Genomic DNA, 18,940 nt, shown 5'->3' on the forward strand with positions numbered 1-18,940 from the left:
TATCACTAATAAGATAACTAATGCACCAAGAAATAAATATAAACCAAACGTTTTACACAAAAAAACGCTATATATCAACATTTATTGACATATAACGTTTTGTACTTGAAGTTATTTTTAATGCTTATGCTTAGATGTAGTTAATACTAGTCCGCTTGTAAGAAAAATTAAAGCACCTACTAAAACACTATACGAAAATTTATGTTCCTGCACATTGTTAACAAATTTAGTGGCCGTCTTAGGTAAACTAATCTTTTTCTTCGTTTTGGCATCATGACTGTTAGACGAATTAGTTGCTGACAAATTTGAATTAGTACTAATGGCATGATTACTTGAATTTGTCATTGATCCTAAAGAACTGCTGTTAGTTGATGATGTTATGCCACTGGTATCAGTGCCATTATCAACATGGCTTGGGGAAGTATTACTTGTTTCGTTTTCCGAAGATGAGTTTGACCCGTTACTGACTGACGAATCTACATCTGGCTTATTCGATGAGCTAGAATTACTGCTTGTCGATGAACTCGAACTACTACTTACTGATGAACTTGAATTGTCGCTTGTTGACGAGCTTGAACTAGCTGCATCATCTTTTATCTTTTGCCAAACGTAAGTTCCTGCTTTTTCAGGTGTATAACTACTTGTTAACTCACTAGATGTATACGTAGGACCATTGCTGATACTATTGCCTGATGGATCTGCTTGATATACCCATTTACCTGTATATATATTATCATTTGGTACATCAGGCAGCAGGTCATAATTATCAAATTTATTTTTAAAACCTAAAATTAATTTATTGACAGAACTATTTTTAAATATTCTATAGGTTACAATATTTGACATATCCCAACTACTGATATTTAAACTCGTTAAGTTATTGGTACCGTTAAACATATCTATCATATTTGTGACATTTGATGTGTCCCAATGACTGGCATCTAAGTCTTTAATTCCAGATTGATAAAACATTCTCATCATTGTTGTAATATTCGCTGTATTCCACCCATTAACATCTAAATTTCTTAAATTAATGGTACCGTTAAACATATCTACCATATTTGTGACATTTGATGTGTCCCAATGACTAGTACTTAAGTTTTCAATCCCAGATTGATAAAACATTCTTTGCATCGTTTCGACATTCGCTGTATCCCAACCACTAATATCTAAATTCCTTAAATTGCCAGTACCATAAAACACATCTAACATGTTTGTAACATTTGATGTGTTCCAATGACTAGTATCTAAATTTTCAATCCAGATTGATAAAACATTCTCTGCATACTTGTTAAATTCGCCAATTGCCAACCACTAGCATCCAGATTTTTTAAGTTGCTAGTACCATAAAACATATCTAATACAGACGTCACATGCGACATATCCCAATGACTAGCATCTAACTGTGTCAAATTCTTGTTGTCATAAAATAAACCACGCATGTTTGTAACCGCTGATGTATCTATGTTATTACTTCCAGATATATCCTCTAATTCAGGAAAAAATGAAAACAGATAACTAGAATTTTCAGGTAGTTTGACAGTGTTGGTAATTTTTATATGTTTTACAGATTCACTGAGTTTTAAGCCACCATAGTTAGGATTAGTTATTACGCCACCTGCTAAAATAAGTGTTTGCGTACTAGCATCATACTGAAAAGGACAGGTACCCCATATTCCAGATGTATCATTGGCCACGCTATCTATATTTATTAGCTCACTAGATGATTGATTGCCATCTGCCAAAACATTATTAGTTATTACTGAACTCACAGACATCATTGATACTAATGTTAAAAAACTTATTTTTAAACTTTTTTTCATAAAAAAGTTCTCCCCCTCAAAAATTAATGACATTGGTAACGATAATCAACTAATTTTAACATGTTGCCAGTATTTTGAGAATAAGTTCACAAGTGTTATTAATAGCATATTCAATTAATTACATACATATTATATAAATAATATGTCAAAAAATTAATATATTCTATTGCATAGAAATTAATCAATAAACGTTTATTGGTACACCAAACTATTCATATTAGACACAAAAAAGTCCACTAAGTTATGCTAAATGACATATCTTAGTGGATTTTAAACTTGATGAAAATGGGCAGCTTTTTAAAATGAGTTTATTCAAGGATAATTTTTTCATAGTTATCATCAAGTTGTTTAAATTATAAGTGTTCATATTTTTTTATACAATACAAATAATTATCATTCTTTTGTTTGATGATTTTAATTAATGATAGTTATTAAATGTTTCTGTTATGCCTATCTTAAAATGATTATTGAACATTAATTAATATGGTTATTTAAACCCATAGTTAGCCATATCTGACGAATATTTCTAAAAAATGGTCTATATTCAATGCTAGAAATACTGATTAAAAATTAACTTAGTTCTTCATTCTAAGTGTTTAAATAAATCACTATGACAAAATAAGTTATTGGTAAGCGTAAGATGTTCACCTTGCCATCCCGGTTTACCTTATGCATTTAAAAAAGCGTGTTTCATTATATGAAATCACGCTTTTAGTTAATTATCACAACTATTTTTCACGAACTACTCGTACGAAAGCAAAATATTCATATGCTGCCAAAAGTACAAATAATAACAAACCAATATAAATAGACGCATAGACAGAAACAACTGAAACTATTGTGAGACCAATAGCAGATGTTGTTATAATCAATGAAAATTTTTGCCACTTTGTTAATTTATCTGTATCACCTTGAAATGAAATTGCCGTCATCATCGCACCTACGACGATCATCACCCCAAAAAAAACATGTAAACCAATCATAATATACCTCCTTATATGCCAACAATAATTTATTTATATATTCTTATTATCTTACATTTAATTATTATACAGTAGAATCACTTTTAACTGTATCATGATGTGTGTAATTATTTACTTTTAAAAAAATTTTATTATCTGCAACAAATATGCAACAAATCGTATCCATAAATCACGAATATTAATGTTTATATTTCACACTGATTAACCCTTTTAGTGCAGATAGCATGAAATATGATATGACTCGTTTCTTATTTTTTCGTCAATTTGTCGTGTTGATACTAGTATCAATAAATCTTAGAAAGATTATCTTTCCGAATAAGTAGTTTCAATATCGCTATTATAAAATTTCAATAATGAAATCATTTAGTATTGAAAACCAAAATTTCTAGTGTTATTATAATAAAGTAATAGAGTCCCAAATTCTAATTACTTAAATGTCCAATCAAGCCAAGGATTGGACATTTTTATTTTGGATAAGTCTGAAATAAGTTGGCGTTTAAAAATTACTTGTCTAACGACAAATGCACCTATCTTATCTTTCCAATAAGATAGGTGCACTTGTAGTAAAAATATAGGTAGAAACAAACTACCTACAGCGATTATTCTATTATGAAAAAGTTAAATCAGACCTAAATATAACTTAAACATTTTTTTAATGCGCCTTACTGAATAAATTGACAATAACTACGCCAACAACAATGAAAAAAATACCTAATAAGGTAGGTAAATTAATGCTTTGCTTCCAAAAAAGTAGACCGACAAGTGTTACTAAGATGATTCCCACGCCACCCCAAATTGCATAAGCAATATAAAGCGGTATATATTTCACAGTAAGTGACAACATATAAATTGCTATACCAAAGCACAAAATACAAAGTAACGTTGGCTTAAGTCTTGTAAAACCTGCTGTTTCAATCACAAGATTTGAGCCAATAACTTCTGAAATAACCGCAATCGCTAAATAGATATATCCCATATTCATGAAAAATCTCCTAACAATAAATAATAGTAAGAATATCATAATAGGTATTCTTAAAGAAAGACTTTTTTATTCATAAATAGTATTTGATGATTTAAATAAACGTTAGTGATTATAAATTCAGTAACCAATTAAATATCAAAAAACTAATTACGAAAGTAAATTTTTACGTTATAATGTGGGCAATTCATTTAATCGATTTAAACATAAAATATCAATAATGATACTTGAAAGGAAAGAACGATGCGGCTATGGCATGAAGCTTTAATTACAAAACTACCAAGACAACAATTACTTGGCCAACATAGAGAATGCTGTGCTCTACGTGGTGGCGGTTGGGGTAAAAAACATCGTACAGTAAACTATGTCTTTCAATATTCACCCTACAAACTGTTTCAATATCATGAAAAAGTTATGTATGAAATGCAACAGCGTGGTTATGTACCCAATTCTGTATGGTTTAACCCTCTTTATCGGGGCGTGAATATACCTGCATACAAAGCGCTTGTGCCTGTACCGTTAACATATCCTATCTATCCTGAGCATGATTTAAATTACTATCAAGCATGTCTTCAAAATTTAAAACAAAAGGGAATAAATCTTGATTGATAACTAATATATCAATGCTTAACTCATAAATTTTGTTTCATCTTTGGAATAAATAGATCACAAAAAACTATTATATTGAGTTTCCTTACGTGGTAAAATTGAATTGTATGATATATACGAGAGATTTTGCGCTTACAATTCTCTATTGCTCAATGGACTTCAATCCATTGAGTTTTTTTATGCAAAAAGAAGATGCCAAAGATATTGAACTCTTTAAAAATTTGCGGACAACTTAGAACTATGCTGAAATAATACAATGCTTGATTATAAATGTATTTTCCCTAATTTTTTACATGGTTATTGTTTGGCGTTTTATCATTGACATGGTCAGGTATTCATAGAGATAATGGAAAAATTATCATAAAAAAAGCCTCCTAATTTTGGGAGGCTTTTTTATGAATCACAATGCTTGTCTATTTTTATGTCCACTCCAAACTGACCAAAAACGGCCATATAAAGCCGTTGCTAAATAAAAGCCCATTGTTAGTAACATTGGTAATGAACTTGCTGAGTACCCTGCTGCTAATGCGGATACCCATAGCGCAATATTAACAATATCTGATAATAACCACAAAGTATATGAATCACCATAACCAAAGAAAACATACAATGAGGCAGTTGCACCAATAATCAAAACAATCGCATCCCAGACTGGATTTGAGTCACCTAAACGAGTATAAATCCAAATAACTGGTAACCAAAGTATCAACATAGCTGCAATGGTCAATATCCATCCTCGTAGTCGTAAAAATTTTACACCGTCAACAATTCGATGTCCCCATGTTTTCCACGTAACGATCAAAGGCAAGTCAATCAGTAAAATAAATACAAGTTGGTCAAGAACAGAAGCATAATGTCCCGCTTGCCAATTAATATAAATATAACCAAGCGCACTAATTAATCCCAATAGCCCATTAATTGGTTTTCCAATCATCATATAGACCGTACATGCAGAACCAATCAAAGTTGCAAATAAAGTAATCACAGACAATCCTGTAATCGGATTACTTAAAAAAAGTGCGAGTTGTACACCAAAAATAAATGCTAACATGATACTTCCCGCAGTATTAATTGCAGTTAACTCGTTATAAAGCCATTTAAAATACGCCAAAATTTCTACCTCTTTCTCTGATAAGCACAGAGACATATTGTAACAGATGAATCGCTATTTGTTAAATTTTGGATTAATCAAAGTTTATTTAAATGTCTAACTTTTTTATGTTATTTCATAGATTTTAATAATAAGTTTTCAATCTTTTAAAAAAGTTTAAAAGGCCGTGAATTTACCAGTTTAAACTGGTAAATTCACGGCCCTCCCATTGCTTATGCCAAGATTATGGCGCAACTAATTTATTAATTTTTATTTTGTTGGTTGCATGATAAAGTCAAATTGATGATCAAGTTCACCTGAAATATGATAAGGTGGTTGCACATCAGTTCCCCAACTATCAATACCACCTACGCCACGAACTTCTCCGTAAATTGTCACAACCGTCCTGCGAGGAATTGGCAACTCTTCAATATGAGTTGCACTCTCTAGTTCAATCGCTGTATATGGTAAAGCTGAAAAAGCAAAAGGCTTTGTCGTTTGTTTAAATGTTAATAAACCTATTTCCTTTGAAAAATCAGCATTATTTAAGGTTGTTGACCGATTGATCGTTAAACTGGACGTTGCCATATGCATCCCCATCTCTTGAGGGACAATATAAGGCGTCAGTGGTAGTCCTGCTACTTCATACGTACCAGATTGACCACCCGCCATTCGATCAGGATAGGTTTCCCCTGATAAACCAGCATAGCTATAGCCATTTGCAACCGTTGGCATAATAAATCGTAATCCTAATGTTGGTAATTCTGGTAAGCCAGCTTTTCCTGCATAATTAACAGCAATATGCAATTCACCCGTTGCTGAAACAGTATATACCACAGTAACCGTTGTTTGCGGTTGAGTCGCTGTTAAAAAGGTATACGTCACTGACGCATTATCCGCAAATTCATTTGCAGTAAAGCGGTTATTCCCTGGTGCAATCGGCAAGCCCAAATTTTTTCCATCAACGGTCACATGAACTGCCGTAGCTTCAGTAAACATATCTGCTCCGAACCAAGTTGCTGACTTGGTTGAGAAATGACTACCGCGATCATTATCAGTTGTTGCACGCCAAAAGGTTAACTTTGGTACACGATATAACCATTCTTTATTGTTTACCTTAAGTGACTCAAGACCACCTTTTTCGTAACTGAATAAATAATGAAATGTGTCTCCATGTAATCCCAATGACCCATCGCCATATACAACTTGTAATTTATTCGTTGTCGTAGCGTCCATAATAGTAACTTACCTCCTGCATTGCTGGTTTAGGCTGACGATTGGCAAAGACAATCCCATCCCCCGAAAATTCGTAATCTGAATGGCGTTCATCAAAGTCACCACCGTAGCGAAGGACTTGTTGACCAGTCACCTCATCTGTGACATACAAGGCTTGATCGATATAATCCCAAATAAAACCTCCAAGATATGTGTCAAACTCATCAAATAAGTGCACATATTCATCCAAACCACCAACTGAGTTACCCATACTATGCATGTACTCGCAGTTTAAATATGGTTTTTTGGGATTGTCTGAAAGATATGCTCGAATGTCAGCTGGGGATGCATACATACGACTCTCGACATCAGATATTCGATCTTCATCAACACGATTTTGAAAGACACCTTCATAATGAGTTAGTCGTGAATCATCAACCGACTTAAAGTAAGCATCCATTGCTGCAATATTATCACCCGTATACGATTCGTTACCCAGCGACCAAAACAAGACTGATGGATGGTTTTTAAATTGTTCAAAATTAGACTTTGCCCGATCTAAGACAACGTCTAACCATTGTGGTACTGAACCTGGTACATTATCTGATGGTTCAACAGCCCCCATCTTTTGCCAAGAACCATGTGATTCCAAATTTGTTTCAGCCATCATATAGATACCCGCTTCGTCACACATACCATACCAAGGTACTTGATTTGGATAATGAGAAGTACGAACAGCATTAATATTATTTGCTTTAAACATGTCAATATCTGTCCGCATTTCGTCAATCGTCACACTTCGGCCACCAACAGCACTCCATTCATGGCGATTAACACCATTTAAATGCAATGGTACATTATTTAATGTCACATGATTTTGTGCATCTTTGACCAACCGACGGAAACCAAATGCGTATGGCACAATTGCAATAACTTGTTTATCAGAATCAAACAAGGTCACAGTCAATTCATACAAATTAGGTTGCTTATGTGACCACAAACTAATATTTTTAATCAGTTCATTTTCAATCGTAATGTTCTGTGAAACTGAGACAAGTTTATCTAAGACAACAATCCCAGATGGGTCATTAACCGTGATTTGAGCACTCGTCTCTGATAATTGACCAGCCATTGTTAGGTCAATCGACAAGTTTCCAGTCTTCAAATCAGCGTTAACAACTGGTTTAATATGCATATCAACAAGATTGACTTGTGGTATGGCCAGTAAACGAACACTTCGGAAGATACCCGAGAAACGGAACATATCTTGATCTTCAATGAAAGCTGCTGTACTGTATTTAAACACTTCAACTGCTAATTTATTTTCACCTGGTTGCAAAAATGACGTTAAATCGAATTCTGCTCTAGCAAAACTGTCTTCAGAATAACCAATAAAATGGCCATTCAACCAAACGTACATGGCTTCTTCAACACCGTCAAATTGAATGTGTACATCATGATCTGAAAAATCGTCAGGTAAAGTAAATGTTTTAATGTATTGACCAACCGTATTATCACTTGCTTCACTAAAAATACCAGGATAAGTCTCATCTGCTCCTAATGCATAAGGAGGCCGTCGATAAGTTTTACCCTCCCATGGGTACAGGGTATTGATATATTGAATTTGTCCGAAATTTTGTAATTCAATATGACCTGGTACTTGAATATCATCAAAGTTTTCTGTATTAAAAGTTGGTGCTTCAAAATTAATTAAACGCTCTGCTGGTGTTTTTGCAAAATGGAAACGCCAAGTCCCATCTAAACTTTTAATCAAACTCGATTTTTTTTGTGCCATTTCTGCCGCTGAACGATAAACGACATGATCACTATGTGCTGGTAATTTACCGACTCTAAATACAGTCGGATCGTCCAACCATTCTAACTTTGCTATCATGGTATCCCCCTAATATTTAAAGAAACGTCATCTGAAAACGTTTTCAATAATTAATTGTACCGTATTATAACAAATTTGTCGTTAAATATTATTAATTTACCGCCCTATTTAAAAAAAAGAGTCGCTAGTTAATTCGTGCTAACTAGCATACTCTTAAAAAAATCAATCTTATTTTGCGTCATACCATGATTGACCAATATGTGATGAAACTAATAGTGGTACATCTAATTTTACTGCACTATCCATCACTTTTGTCACAAGCTTCTCTAATGTCGCCATTTCACTTGCAGGTGCCTCGAAAATCAATTCGTCATGAACTTGTAAAAGCATATGTGCTTGCAATCCCGCCTCTTCAATAGCTGCTTGCACTTTAATCATAGCAATTTTAATGATATCTGCAGCAGATCCCTGAATTGGCGAATTCATAGCAGTACGTTCTGCAAATGAACGCGCATTAAATCGCTTTGCCTTAATATCAGGTAAGTAACGACGTCGATGGGCAATGGTCTCAACATAACCTTTTTCACGGGCTGAAGCAACAATGTTATCTGACCATTTTTTAACATCAGGATATTGATCAAAATAGGTTTCAATAATCGACTTGGCTTCCTTACGTGAAACGCCAATATTCTTTGAAAGACCAAAATCAGAAATGCCATACACGATACCAAAATTAACTGCCTTTGCTTGACGTCGAATATTGCCATCAACAACTTCATCATCTTTTAAGCCAAAGATACGACGAGCTGTTGCTGCGTGAATATCCTCACCGTGAATGAATGCTGCTTGAAGATTTTTATCACCAGTAATATGCGCCAATACCCGTAACTCAATTTGTGAATAATCAGCACTAAGGATTTGCCAATCTTTTTGTCTAGGCACAAAGGCCTTACGAATTTGGCGACCTTCTTCGATACGCACTGGGATATTCTGTAAATTTGGATCAACTGAAGATAAGCGGCCAGTTTGTGTCAAAGTTTGTAAGTAACGTGTGTGAACCTTAGAATCTGAACCATGAATAACTCGTAGCAAGCCTTCAACATAGGTCGATTGAATTTTTGCAACTTGACGATATGCTAGGATCGATTCAACAATAGGTACATCACTCATCTTTTCCAGTACTTCAACACTTGTTGAATAACCTGTCTTTGTCTTCTTGATTGGCGTGTAGTTCATTTCCTCAAACAAAACAACACCTAATTGCTTTGGTGACTGGACATTAAATTCATGACCTGCCTGCTGATAAATCTTTTGCTCCAACTCACTTAAACGCTCAGTTAATTTACTACGCATCTGTAACAACTGTTCAGCATCCACAGTAATCCCCGTCGCTTCCATTCGGGCAAGAATCCGTGTTAATGGTAATTCAATATTCTTGTACAAGTCTGTTTGTTCATGATCGGCCAACTTTGTATAAAGTGGTTCACGTAAGAGATTAATGGCCATTGCTTTACGACCAAGATGTTCAAAAAAGTCTGAATCAGTTTCTGGAATAGCAAATTTTGCACCTTTACCATAAACTTCTTCATCAGTTAAAACAGCATAGTAATCGTTATCATGAGCTAATGCCCCTAAGTCATTATTGTTATCATTTGTGTCTAACAAATATGAAACAAGTAGTAAGTCAAAATCAACATTTTGTAATGAAACACCTAGGCGGTTCAAACTGACGTAAAGTTCTTTTGCGTTGAAAACATTTTTAGTAATCTTGGGATCTTCTAAAATAGTTTTAATTGGTGAATTTTGAGTTAACAATTCAATATCACGACTTGCAAAATAACCATTTTCTTGATTTCCCAAAACGAAACCGACCGGGTTTGCAGTATGATAATTTTCTCCATCTAGTTCCAAATAAAAACTAATCGTATCTTGCAATTGTGATATATGCGTTAGACTAGCTGTTGTTAATGTTGATACTTGTAATTTTGTATTATTAATATCAAATGTCGCGTTCCCATTATGCTCATTCGTTGGCACAGTATAACCTTGATTAGCCAATTTTACTAATTGTGCTTTAAAATCTAGATGCTGATAGAAGGGAATAATATTTTTATAATCAGGTCCTTTATAAGTTAGGTCCGAAAGTGAAATAGTTATTGGTGCATCAGTTCGAATTTCAGCTAAATCTCGAGACAAACGAGCATCTTGTTCTCCCACAATCAGTTTATCTTTTTGTTTTGATGGCTTCATCTCATCAATATGATCGTACATTTCCGAAATTGAATGATATTGTTTAATTAATTTCAGAGCTGTCTTGGGACCAATTCCAGCGACACCTGGATAATTATCACTAGTATCTCCCTGTAATCCTTTAATATCCACAATCTGCTTTGGTTCTAATCCCTCATACAACTCTGAAATCATTGCTGGTGTATAATGATCAATCTCAGAAATGCCTTTTTTAGTTACCCAAACCGTGATGTTATCAGATACTAATTGCGTCATATCACGATCACCAGTGACAATGGTTACCATGTAGCCCGCTTGTTCACCTAATTGCGCCATGGTACCAATAATATCATCTGCTTCATATCCAGGTAATTCATATGAGCGAATGCCGTGAAGTTCAACCATTTTACGTAATGGTTCAAATTGTTCAACTAACTCTTGAGGAGTATTATCACGATTTCCTTTGTAATTATCAAATTTTCCCGTCCGAAAAGTCGTTTTACCTGCATCCCAAGCGACAAGTGCAAGGTCTGGATCAAATGGATCAACAATGCCATCTAGCAGATTGTTAAATCCAACTAATGCATTCGTATGTAATCCTTCATGGTTAACAAAACGTTCGACTTGATTAATCAATGCATAGAATGCACGAAAAGCCAATGAATTACCATCAATTAAAAGCAAAGTTGGTTTTGTCATATTTATCTCGTTTCTGGGTTTAAACCCCTTTTTAATCTATCTATTAGTGTAGCAGAGTTCAAATAGTGATAACAACATAAACGCAAAAAAAGTGTTATGCTAAATAACTTTAGATAACACTTTCTAGATTAGATTAATCACGTGAACTAAATGACGTAAACAGTTGCAAAATATAGATAAACAAATTAATGAAATCCATATATAGATTTAGCGCACCGGAAACAGCCAGTCCTTGAGCAACTTGTGCACCAGTTTCACCGTATTCATAATACATTGACTTCAAACGATTCATGTCATAAGCTGTCATCACTGCAAAGACAACAATACCAACAACTGATAAAAAGAAGTATACAACACTATTGAAAAAGAATAGGTTGATAATACCCCCAATAATCAGGGCAATCAGTGAACCAAACAAAATTGAAGACAGTGACGCTAGTGATTTTTTTGTAAAGTATCCATACGCTGCCATACCCACGAATAGGAATGCCGTCGTAAAGAATGCTAAGGCAATTAAGCCAAAATCAATTGTTAACCCAATTACCGTAAATGTAAATCCATTTAGCACAGCAAATCCAATCAACATGCCAAAGGCTTGCGCTGGATTTTTATAAACCCGGCTTGAGAATAGCCAGACAAATCCCATCATGATACCAAAAATAACTAGTGATGAAATAGGACTGCTAAAGATTCGAACAATTGGTCCAGCAAATAATGTTGCACCTAAATACGCTGTAACTGCTGTGACGAGTAAGGCTAATGCCATGTACAAATAAACTTTTTTAAAGAAGTTATTCACACCACTTACATCAGGATTTACGAGACGTGGTTCTTGTTTTTGATAATTATCCATATACTTACCTCCTACGTTGTCATAAGTGACAATGGTTTGGTGAACCTCCCCACTACTTAATAGTATAACAGAAAGCTTAGTTTTAATTTAAGGTTTAACAAAAATTAAATATCATTGTAGGTTTGTTTGTGTATTTGACAATAACTTTTCAAAGGCAAACTCAGTCATTTGCAGGTCACCAGCACCCATAAAGATAAAGACACCATCTTCATCTGCCAAAAGCGGCGCAACATTTGTTGGTGAAACAATTCCTTCAAATTTTGTGATTTTTTTACCTAAATCTGCGGAACTAATTTGTCCAGCAGTTTCACGTGCCGAAGCAAATATTTCAGTTAAGAAAACATTATCTGCCAAATCTAATGCCTTTGCAAAGTCATCTTGATAAGCAATTGTTCGTGAAAAAGTATGTGGCTGAAAAACGGCAGTTAATTTTCTATCCGGATATTTTTGACGGGCCGCATCAATCGTTGCTGTAATTTCTGAAGGATGATGTGCATAATCATCAATGATTGTCACTGGCCCGATATGTTTTTCCGTAAAGCGTCGTTTTACTCCTTGAAAAGTTAATAGTTCTTCTTGAATCAAAGATGCTTCAATTTCTTCAAAGTAAGACACAGCAACAACAGCTAATGTGTTTAATATACCATGTTGACCAAACAAAGGAACCTTATAATTTCCTAGGAACTTGTCATGATAATACGCATCAAAACTAGATCCTTTAGTTGAACGTTTGATGTTATCAGCATAGAAATCGTCTGTCTCAGGATTCGTACCATAATAGTACACTGGCACAGAAACGTGGATTCGTCGTAATTGTTCATCATCACCCCATGCAAAAATACCTTTTTTAACATGATTACCAAAATCTTCAAAAGCACTACGAACATCATCAATGCCTGTGTAATAATCAGGATGATCAAAATCAATATTAGTCATAATCGCATAATCAGGTGTGTAGTCCTTAAAATGGCGACGATATTCATCAGCTTCAAAAATGAAGAAGCGCGCATTTGGCACACCTTTACCGGTACCATCACCAATTAAATATGATGTTGGTGCAATTCCTGAAAGGACATGTGAAAGTAGACCAGTCGTTGATGTTTTACCATGAGCACCAGCAACGCCAATCGATGTATATTGCACGACCAATTGTTCAACCATATCTGGGTAAGTTAAGATGGTTAGTTGATCAGCAATCGCTAATGCTGCTGCAACTTCGACCTGATCATCTTCAAATGAATTACCACGAATAACCGTCATGCCTGGTTTAATGTTATTTTCATCAAACGAGTACATTGGAATTCCTGCTGCTTCAAGGGGCTTTTGTGTAAATGTGTATTCATCAATATCTGACCCAGAGACTTGATAACCTTGATCGTGTAAAATTAATGCTAAAGCGCTCATACCTGAGCCCTTAATACCAATAAAATAATAATTAGGATTCTTGTTCATTTTTTTCATCCATTCTAACGTAAATATCGTTCATTAAATTTATTAATTATCTTCTATCTTACCAAAAATTTTACCAAAAAAAACACCTATCGGCATTATTCGATAAGTGTTTTCACTAGTTTAAAATTGTTAACTGTTAAAATAACCATTATGATCTCTAGCAGCTACACTGTCTTCTTCTGACAAAATATCATCCAAACTTAAACCTAAACCTGTTTTAATCATTTTAGGATCAACACTCGTTTTGGCATGATTAACTGATGTTTTTGTTTTTGATGTTGATGATTTTTTAACTTTTTTTGATTGATGAGGCTGTAAAACCTCTACAACAATAGGCTGTTTCGCTGATAATGTTTTAACAATCTCAGTCTCACGATCTGCCAACAAAATGTAATCTGTTTTAGCAGCTAATAATTCTGCAACCTGTTGATCATAAGTGTGCATTAAAGTTTCATAAAAAACAATTGGACGTTGCAAAGCCATTACTTCACCACCTTCTATTGAAAGAGTGATTGTGCAGCTGCTGAATTAGCGTTAAATGGTGCTCCCACTGGCGCAAAATCTTCAGGTAATATCAATGCACCAGGTACTTGAGGCGCATTAGGTAATTTTAATTCACGACCAGAGGTAATCATACCATTTGATTTAACACCACGAAGTTCACCAGGCCAAATAATTAATCCAGAAGGCATCATTGCACCTACTTTTGCCACAACAACTTTAATACCCTGTTGCATATTTGGTGAGCCAGACACAATTTGAACACGTTCATCATGATCAATAACTGTAGTTGTCACTTGCAAATGATCTGAATCTGGATGTGGCTCGACTTTTTCAACATAACCCACAACAAATTTCGGTGTCTTGTCAACAACTAATTTCTCTGAAAATCCGGCCTGATTAATTAAATCATTCAATATTGCTACTTGCGCTTCATCTAAGATAATTTGACCAGAAATATTTGCTAGGTCTAATGATTGACTAATATTTAAAAAGTTATATCCGATAACTTCATTATTTTTTGTTTTAATTTGAACAACATTCTCGTGTTTTTGAATATCGTATTCGGTTGCTTGGTTGGTTAATACGATTAAGTGATCTCCCATCCCTGCTGGATTATAGCTGGCAATTAACATGCTGTCAGTTCTCCTTTATTTTATTAAGTATTTTTAACTCACTAATCACCATAAATAATATCATTTACCGTGCTTGCATCTAATTTTTGTGCGATTGCTTCAACAAGAGCTTGTGCCGACTCAAAGTCAGCAATTGACCAAACTGTTTGATGAGTGTGAATGTAACGAGATGCTACCCCGAGTGCAACAGATGGAATGCCATTATTTTGTGATTGAGCGCCATGAGCATCAGTCCCACCTTTAGCGACAAAGTATTGTAATGGAATACCAGCATCACTCGCTGTATCTAAAACAAATTCTTTAAGGCGTAGGGGCATTACAACTCCTGGATCAAAGACACGTAATAATGCGCCTTGATCCATTTGACCTTGACCGTGCTCAGAAACAGTGTCATCAGCAGCTGAAGAGTCAAGTGCAAAGAAAATATCTGGCTTTAATTGATTAACAGCTGGTCCAACACCTCTTAAGCCAACTTCTTCTTGCGTATTAGCCCCCATAATCAATGTATTCGGCAATGTTTGATGTTGCAAATTTTCTAAGGCATTTAAAATAGTCACAAGGCCAAACCGGTTATCCCAACTTTTTGAAGCAACACGTTTGCCATTTGCTAACAGGGTCGTTGTGACTGCTGGTACAATAAAATCGCCTGGGTGAACCCCATAAGCTGTTGCTTCTTCAGCTGATGAAAAGCCACCATCAAACAAAATATCTGCTATTTGTGGTGTACCGTTAACATTTCCTTGTCGTAATAAATGTGGTGAGACAGATGATGAAACAACTGGGTACTTATTTTCACGTGTAAATAATGTAAACCGTTCTGCTGAAACAGTATAGGGATTCCAACCACCTACTGGTGCTACCACCAACATACCTCTTGGGGTAATTTGCGTCACGATGAAGCCAACCTCATCCATATGGGCACCAAACATGATTCGGGGTGCTGAAGTATCTTTGTTATATTTAATACCATAGATACCACCTAGACCATTTTGTACAACTTCATCAACTAATGGTGAAAGATCTTCTCTGAATGCCCTTCTAACTTGATGTTCTTGACCGGATGTTCCTTGTAGTTCAGTATATTTTACAATACGCTGCCAAATTCGTTCTTCCAATACACTCACACTTTCTATAATACTATCTATTTCATGCTTGGTTTTTAGTTAAAATCGCTCGTATTTGTGCCTCTAGCATACCAATACCAACAGTATTAGCACCACCTTCAGGTAAAATAATATCTGCATAACGCTTTGTTGGTTCCACAAACTGATGATACATTGGCTTCACAGTAGCCATATATTGATTAACAACTGAATCAACAGTTCTACCACGTTCAACAATGTCTCGTTGCATACGACGAATAAAACGTAAATCATCATCAGTATCAACATAAACTTTAATATCTAACAAGTCACGTAAACGTGGTTCAGTAAACAATAGAACGCCTTCTAAAATAATCACATCTGCAGGAGCGACTGTAATTGTCTTATCAGACCGTGTGTGATTTGTATAATCATACGTTGGCTGCTCAATTGGTTGCCGAGCCAATAATTGTTCCAATTGTGTAATTAATAATTCATTATCTAATGAATCTGGATGATCATAATTCGTCATCCGTCGTTCAGACATACTCTTGTCACTCTGGTCTCGATAGTAAGCATCCTGAGGAATCATCACAACTGATTCACCTTCAAGACGTTTAATAATATCTTGACTAACAGTTGTTTTCCCAGAACCAGATCCTCCCGTAACACCGATAACCATTGGGCGTGATGTAGCCATGCTAAACCTCTCTCTTTTCTATATAAACATCATTATTGTAATGGTAAGGTCACTGTAATTGTTGATCCAACCCCAACTTGACTTGTTAATTCAATTTTCCCTTGTGCTTGTTCAACAAGATCATGCACAATTGCTAGTCCTAACCCTGTACCAGGAATTGATTTTGTACGTGACTTATCTACCCGATAAAAGCGTTCAAATATTCTGTTTTGTTCATCACTAGGAATACCTAAGCCAGTATCTTTAACTGCAAAGGCTAACTCACTAGCAGTCATCATAGCTGATACTTTCACTGACCCATTCTGACGGTTATACTTCATAGCATTACCTATTAAATTAGTTAAAATTTGCTCAATCACATTCTTATCCTGCTTAATGACCAATGTCTCACTAACTTCATTTTTTAGTGTCAAATTTAATGCACTATGAGCTGCAGCTTTCGTATTAAAAATTTTATCAACCATTTCAGCCATATTAAACTGTTGCAAATTATGTGTTTGCTCAGGTACTTTCGCTAAAGTCAAAATATCATTCGTCAAATCCAACAAACGTTTCGTCTCTGCTTGAATAATCTCTAAAAATTCTTGTCTGTCTTTTGGATCATCCTGTGCACCGTTCAATAGGGTTTCAGTAAAGCCAGCAATGGACGTCAATGGCGTCCGTAATTCATGCGAAGCATTGGCAACAAACGCTGTTTGCATGTCTTTCATTTGAATAACTTCAGTCATATCGTAGAGCAGCACTAATAACTCGAAATGCCGTTCACGAGTCTCATAATAAACAATAGAGACATCAATTGTTTTATCCTCAATTTTGACCAATTCACGAATTTTTTTCTTTTGTTTCAAAGCTTGTTCAAATAATTCCATCAAGCGATGATACTTAATCACATTATCATAATGTTGATTTAATAAACTTTGCTGAACACCCAATAATTGATTAGCTTGCTGATTTGCCTGAATGATCTTGCGCTCAGGTGTAATCTGTAAAACACCTAGAGGCATATTACTCATCAACGTTTCCATCGTACTACTTTGCTCTTGCATAATCTTAATACGTTTACTGTTTAAGTGCTGCACATTGTTAATTGCAGTGGCAAGCGGTGCTAAAGAATCATCTGGACGCATCAAAACATGAGCTGTATGCGTATGAGTTGTCTCTAAATCTTGTAATTTTTCAATAAATAGCGTTAAATGTGCATCTCGACGTTGCCTTTGAATTTCTAATGCTAAAGTCGTTGCACCAGCCAAAATCATTGAAAGCAGGATTAAAACGTGCCACTTTAAAGTAACATTCTGATCACCCGTAAGTGATGTTAACCATAAAATTAACCAGATAATCACTGCATAAAGGAACCAGAAAAGGACAAAACGCTTTGCTGATTCAATTAATTCATCAATATTCATAGTCTTGTCCTTTAAATTTATTTGTCAGATGGATGGTCAAATCGATAACCAAAGCCCCGAACCGTTTTAAGATAGACTGGGTGTTTTGGATCCAATTCAATTTTGTCGCGCAAATGTGATAAATGCATATCGACCATTCTCGTATCAGGTCCTGAAAACTCATAACCCCAAACGCCATCTAGAATAGTTTCACGGCTTAATACACGTCCTTCACGTTCAGCCATGTAAGCCAATAACTCATATTCTTTAGGTGTTAATTTCACAACTTCGCCATCAAATTGCACAACCATTTTATCAAAATCAATTGATAAGTCACCATATGACTGCGTATGCTTCATAGCATTTTCATTTGTTACAGCTGTCTTTTGACTAAAACGCCGCAATACTGCATGAACACGTGCTATAACTTCTCGTGGACTGAACGGCTTCGTTACATAATCGTCTGCACCAATTTCCAAACCAACAACTTTATCAATCTCATCATCCAAAGCTGTTAACATAATGATTGGAATTTGATTTTTCTCAGCTCGTAATTCACGTGTGACATCAACGCCGCTTTCTTCAGGCAACATCACATCCAATAACACAATGTCAATTTCTTGTTGATGAATAATGTCTAATGCTTGCTTACCATCAACGGCCGATACGACTTCGAAACCGGATTTCTTTAAGTTATACGTTAATAAAGTTTGTAATGATGGTTCGTCATCAACAATCAAAACTTTTGTCATAACTATAAACTCCTATTTTTATATATTAATTATAAGTTTACCACGAAAAGTAATGAAATTGTTTGAAGTTGCTATGCTGCAATGTCAGACAATTTCAATAATGAACGTTCATTCATCTA

General features: G+C 35.0%; 17 protein-coding genes. 1 reads left to right on the plus strand and 16 read right to left on the minus strand.

Annotation, left to right across the window (positions count from 1 at the left end):
• Window positions 1-117: 117 nt before the first annotated feature.
• From AC3B5D_RS03595 to AC3B5D_RS03610, 4 genes are all read right to left on the minus strand, one after another.
• Window positions 118-1,311, minus strand: coding sequence for a BspA family leucine-rich repeat surface protein (locus tag AC3B5D_RS03595; RefSeq protein ID WP_489839463.1), 1,194 nt, complete (start codon window positions 1,309-1,311; stop codon window positions 118-120).
• Window positions 1,248-1,823, minus strand: a complete 576-nt coding sequence (locus AC3B5D_RS03600; RefSeq protein ID WP_489839462.1) for a BspA family leucine-rich repeat surface protein — start codon at window positions 1,821-1,823, stop codon at window positions 1,248-1,250. The genes AC3B5D_RS03595 and AC3B5D_RS03600 overlap by 64 nt, the downstream gene beginning before the upstream one ends.
• Window positions 1,824-2,551: 728 nt before the next feature.
• A complete protein-coding gene (locus AC3B5D_RS03605; RefSeq protein ID WP_489839461.1) occupies window positions 2,552-2,806 on the minus strand; it encodes a hypothetical protein in 255 nt (84 codons plus the stop codon).
• A 652-nt stretch (window positions 2,807-3,458) separates the two neighbouring features.
• Window positions 3,459-3,788, minus strand: coding sequence for an SMR family transporter (locus tag AC3B5D_RS03610; protein WP_489839460.1), 330 nt, complete (start codon window positions 3,786-3,788; stop codon window positions 3,459-3,461).
• Between the two features lie 240 nt (window positions 3,789-4,028).
• On the opposite strand from AC3B5D_RS03610, the gene AC3B5D_RS03615 reads away from it, so the two are divergent.
• Window positions 4,029-4,394 carry a TIGR02328 family protein gene (locus AC3B5D_RS03615; protein ID WP_489839459.1) on the plus strand — a complete coding sequence of 122 codons (366 nt, stop codon included), beginning with the start codon at window positions 4,029-4,031 and terminating at the stop codon, window positions 4,392-4,394.
• Window positions 4,395-4,794: 400 nt separating this feature from the next.
• On the opposite strand, the gene pnuC is transcribed toward AC3B5D_RS03615, so the two are convergent.
• The 12 genes from pnuC to AC3B5D_RS03675 form a co-directional block, all read right to left on the minus strand.
• Window positions 4,795-5,541 carry a nicotinamide riboside transporter PnuC gene (pnuC, locus tag AC3B5D_RS03620; protein ID WP_489839458.1) on the minus strand — a complete coding sequence of 249 codons (747 nt, stop codon included), beginning with the start codon at window positions 5,539-5,541 and terminating at the stop codon, window positions 4,795-4,797.
• Window positions 5,542-5,754: 213 nt separating this feature from the next.
• Window positions 5,755-6,720, minus strand: a complete 966-nt coding sequence (locus AC3B5D_RS03625) for a beta-galactosidase small subunit (RefSeq protein WP_489839457.1) — start codon at window positions 6,718-6,720, stop codon at window positions 5,755-5,757.
• A complete protein-coding gene (locus tag AC3B5D_RS03630) occupies window positions 6,698-8,593 on the minus strand; it encodes a glycoside hydrolase family 2 TIM barrel-domain containing protein (RefSeq protein ID WP_489839456.1) in 1,896 nt (631 codons plus the stop codon). Before AC3B5D_RS03630 ends, AC3B5D_RS03625 begins: the two co-directional genes overlap by 23 nt.
• A 168-nt stretch (window positions 8,594-8,761) precedes the next feature.
• Complete coding sequence (gene polA, locus AC3B5D_RS03635) at window positions 8,762-11,461, minus strand: DNA polymerase I (protein WP_489839455.1); 2,700 nt, start codon at window positions 11,459-11,461, stop codon at window positions 8,762-8,764.
• A 133-nt stretch (window positions 11,462-11,594) separates the two neighbouring features.
• Window positions 11,595-12,314 (minus strand): Bax inhibitor-1/YccA family protein, encoded by a 720-nt coding sequence (locus AC3B5D_RS03640; protein ID WP_489839454.1) that lies wholly within the window; start codon window positions 12,312-12,314, stop codon window positions 11,595-11,597.
• 111 nt (window positions 12,315-12,425) lie between these two features.
• Window positions 12,426-13,766 carry a UDP-N-acetylmuramate--L-alanine ligase gene (gene murC, locus AC3B5D_RS03645; RefSeq protein WP_489839453.1) on the minus strand — a complete coding sequence of 447 codons (1,341 nt, stop codon included), beginning with the start codon at window positions 13,764-13,766 and terminating at the stop codon, window positions 12,426-12,428.
• Between the two features lie 129 nt (window positions 13,767-13,895).
• On the minus strand, window positions 13,896-14,249 hold the full coding sequence (locus tag AC3B5D_RS03650; RefSeq protein ID WP_489839452.1) for a hypothetical protein: 354 nt from the start codon (window positions 14,247-14,249) through the stop codon (window positions 13,896-13,898).
• Between the two features lie 14 nt (window positions 14,250-14,263).
• Complete coding sequence (ytpR, locus tag AC3B5D_RS03655; protein ID WP_489839451.1) at window positions 14,264-14,902, minus strand: YtpR family tRNA-binding protein; 639 nt, start codon at window positions 14,900-14,902, stop codon at window positions 14,264-14,266.
• Window positions 14,903-14,943: 41 nt separating this feature from the next.
• Window positions 14,944-16,017 (minus strand): glutamyl aminopeptidase, encoded by a 1,074-nt coding sequence (gene pepA / locus AC3B5D_RS03660; protein WP_489839450.1) that lies wholly within the window; start codon window positions 16,015-16,017, stop codon window positions 14,944-14,946.
• Between the two features lie 31 nt (window positions 16,018-16,048).
• A complete protein-coding gene (udk, locus tag AC3B5D_RS03665) occupies window positions 16,049-16,684 on the minus strand; it encodes a uridine kinase (RefSeq protein WP_489839449.1) in 636 nt (211 codons plus the stop codon).
• Between the two features lie 32 nt (window positions 16,685-16,716).
• The gene (locus AC3B5D_RS03670) at window positions 16,717-18,090 is read right to left on the minus strand and encodes a sensor histidine kinase (RefSeq protein WP_489839448.1); all 1,374 of its coding nucleotides are present in this window, start codon (window positions 18,088-18,090) and stop codon (window positions 16,717-16,719) included.
• Between the two features lie 17 nt (window positions 18,091-18,107).
• Window positions 18,108-18,821, minus strand: coding sequence for a response regulator transcription factor (locus tag AC3B5D_RS03675; RefSeq protein ID WP_489839447.1), 714 nt, complete (start codon window positions 18,819-18,821; stop codon window positions 18,108-18,110).
• Window positions 18,822-18,940 lie beyond the last annotated feature (119 nt).

It is taken from the genome of Weissella sp. ESL1177, assembly GCF_058107185.1.

Excerpts from the sequence above, each read along its gene's own strand:
- AC3B5D_RS03600 (WP_489839462.1), bottom strand. The coding sequence starts at position 1,823 with ATGAAAAAAAGTTTAAAAATAAGTTTTTTAACATTAGTATCAATGATG.
- AC3B5D_RS03605 (WP_489839461.1), bottom strand. The coding sequence starts at position 2,806 with ATGATTGGTTTACATGTTTTTTTTGGGGTGATGATCGTCGTAGGTGCG.
- AC3B5D_RS03610 (WP_489839460.1), bottom strand. The coding sequence starts at position 3,788 with ATGAATATGGGATATATCTATTTAGCGATTGCGGTTATTTCAGAAGTT.
- AC3B5D_RS03615 (WP_489839459.1), top strand. The coding sequence starts at position 4,029 with ATGCGGCTATGGCATGAAGCTTTAATTACAAAACTACCAAGACAACAA.
- pnuC (WP_489839458.1), bottom strand. The coding sequence starts at position 5,541 with ATGTCTCTGTGCTTATCAGAGAAAGAGGTAGAAATTTTGGCGTATTTT.
- AC3B5D_RS03625 (WP_489839457.1), bottom strand. The coding sequence starts at position 6,720 with ATGGACGCTACGACAACGAATAAATTACAAGTTGTATATGGCGATGGG.
- AC3B5D_RS03630 (WP_489839456.1), bottom strand. The coding sequence starts at position 8,593 with ATGATAGCAAAGTTAGAATGGTTGGACGATCCGACTGTATTTAGAGTC.
- polA (WP_489839455.1), bottom strand. The coding sequence starts at position 11,461 with ATGACAAAACCAACTTTGCTTTTAATTGATGGTAATTCATTGGCTTTT.
- AC3B5D_RS03640 (WP_489839454.1), bottom strand. The coding sequence starts at position 12,314 with ATGGATAATTATCAAAAACAAGAACCACGTCTCGTAAATCCTGATGTA.
- murC (WP_489839453.1), bottom strand. The coding sequence starts at position 13,766 with ATGAACAAGAATCCTAATTATTATTTTATTGGTATTAAGGGCTCAGGT.
- AC3B5D_RS03650 (WP_489839452.1), bottom strand. The coding sequence starts at position 14,249 with ATGGCTTTGCAACGTCCAATTGTTTTTTATGAAACTTTAATGCACACT.
- ytpR (WP_489839451.1), bottom strand. The coding sequence starts at position 14,902 with ATGTTAATTGCCAGCTATAATCCAGCAGGGATGGGAGATCACTTAATC.
- udk (WP_489839449.1), bottom strand. The coding sequence starts at position 16,684 with ATGGCTACATCACGCCCAATGGTTATCGGTGTTACGGGAGGATCTGGT.
- AC3B5D_RS03670 (WP_489839448.1), bottom strand. The coding sequence starts at position 18,090 with ATGAATATTGATGAATTAATTGAATCAGCAAAGCGTTTTGTCCTTTTC.
- AC3B5D_RS03675 (WP_489839447.1), bottom strand. The coding sequence starts at position 18,821 with ATGACAAAAGTTTTGATTGTTGATGACGAACCATCATTACAAACTTTA.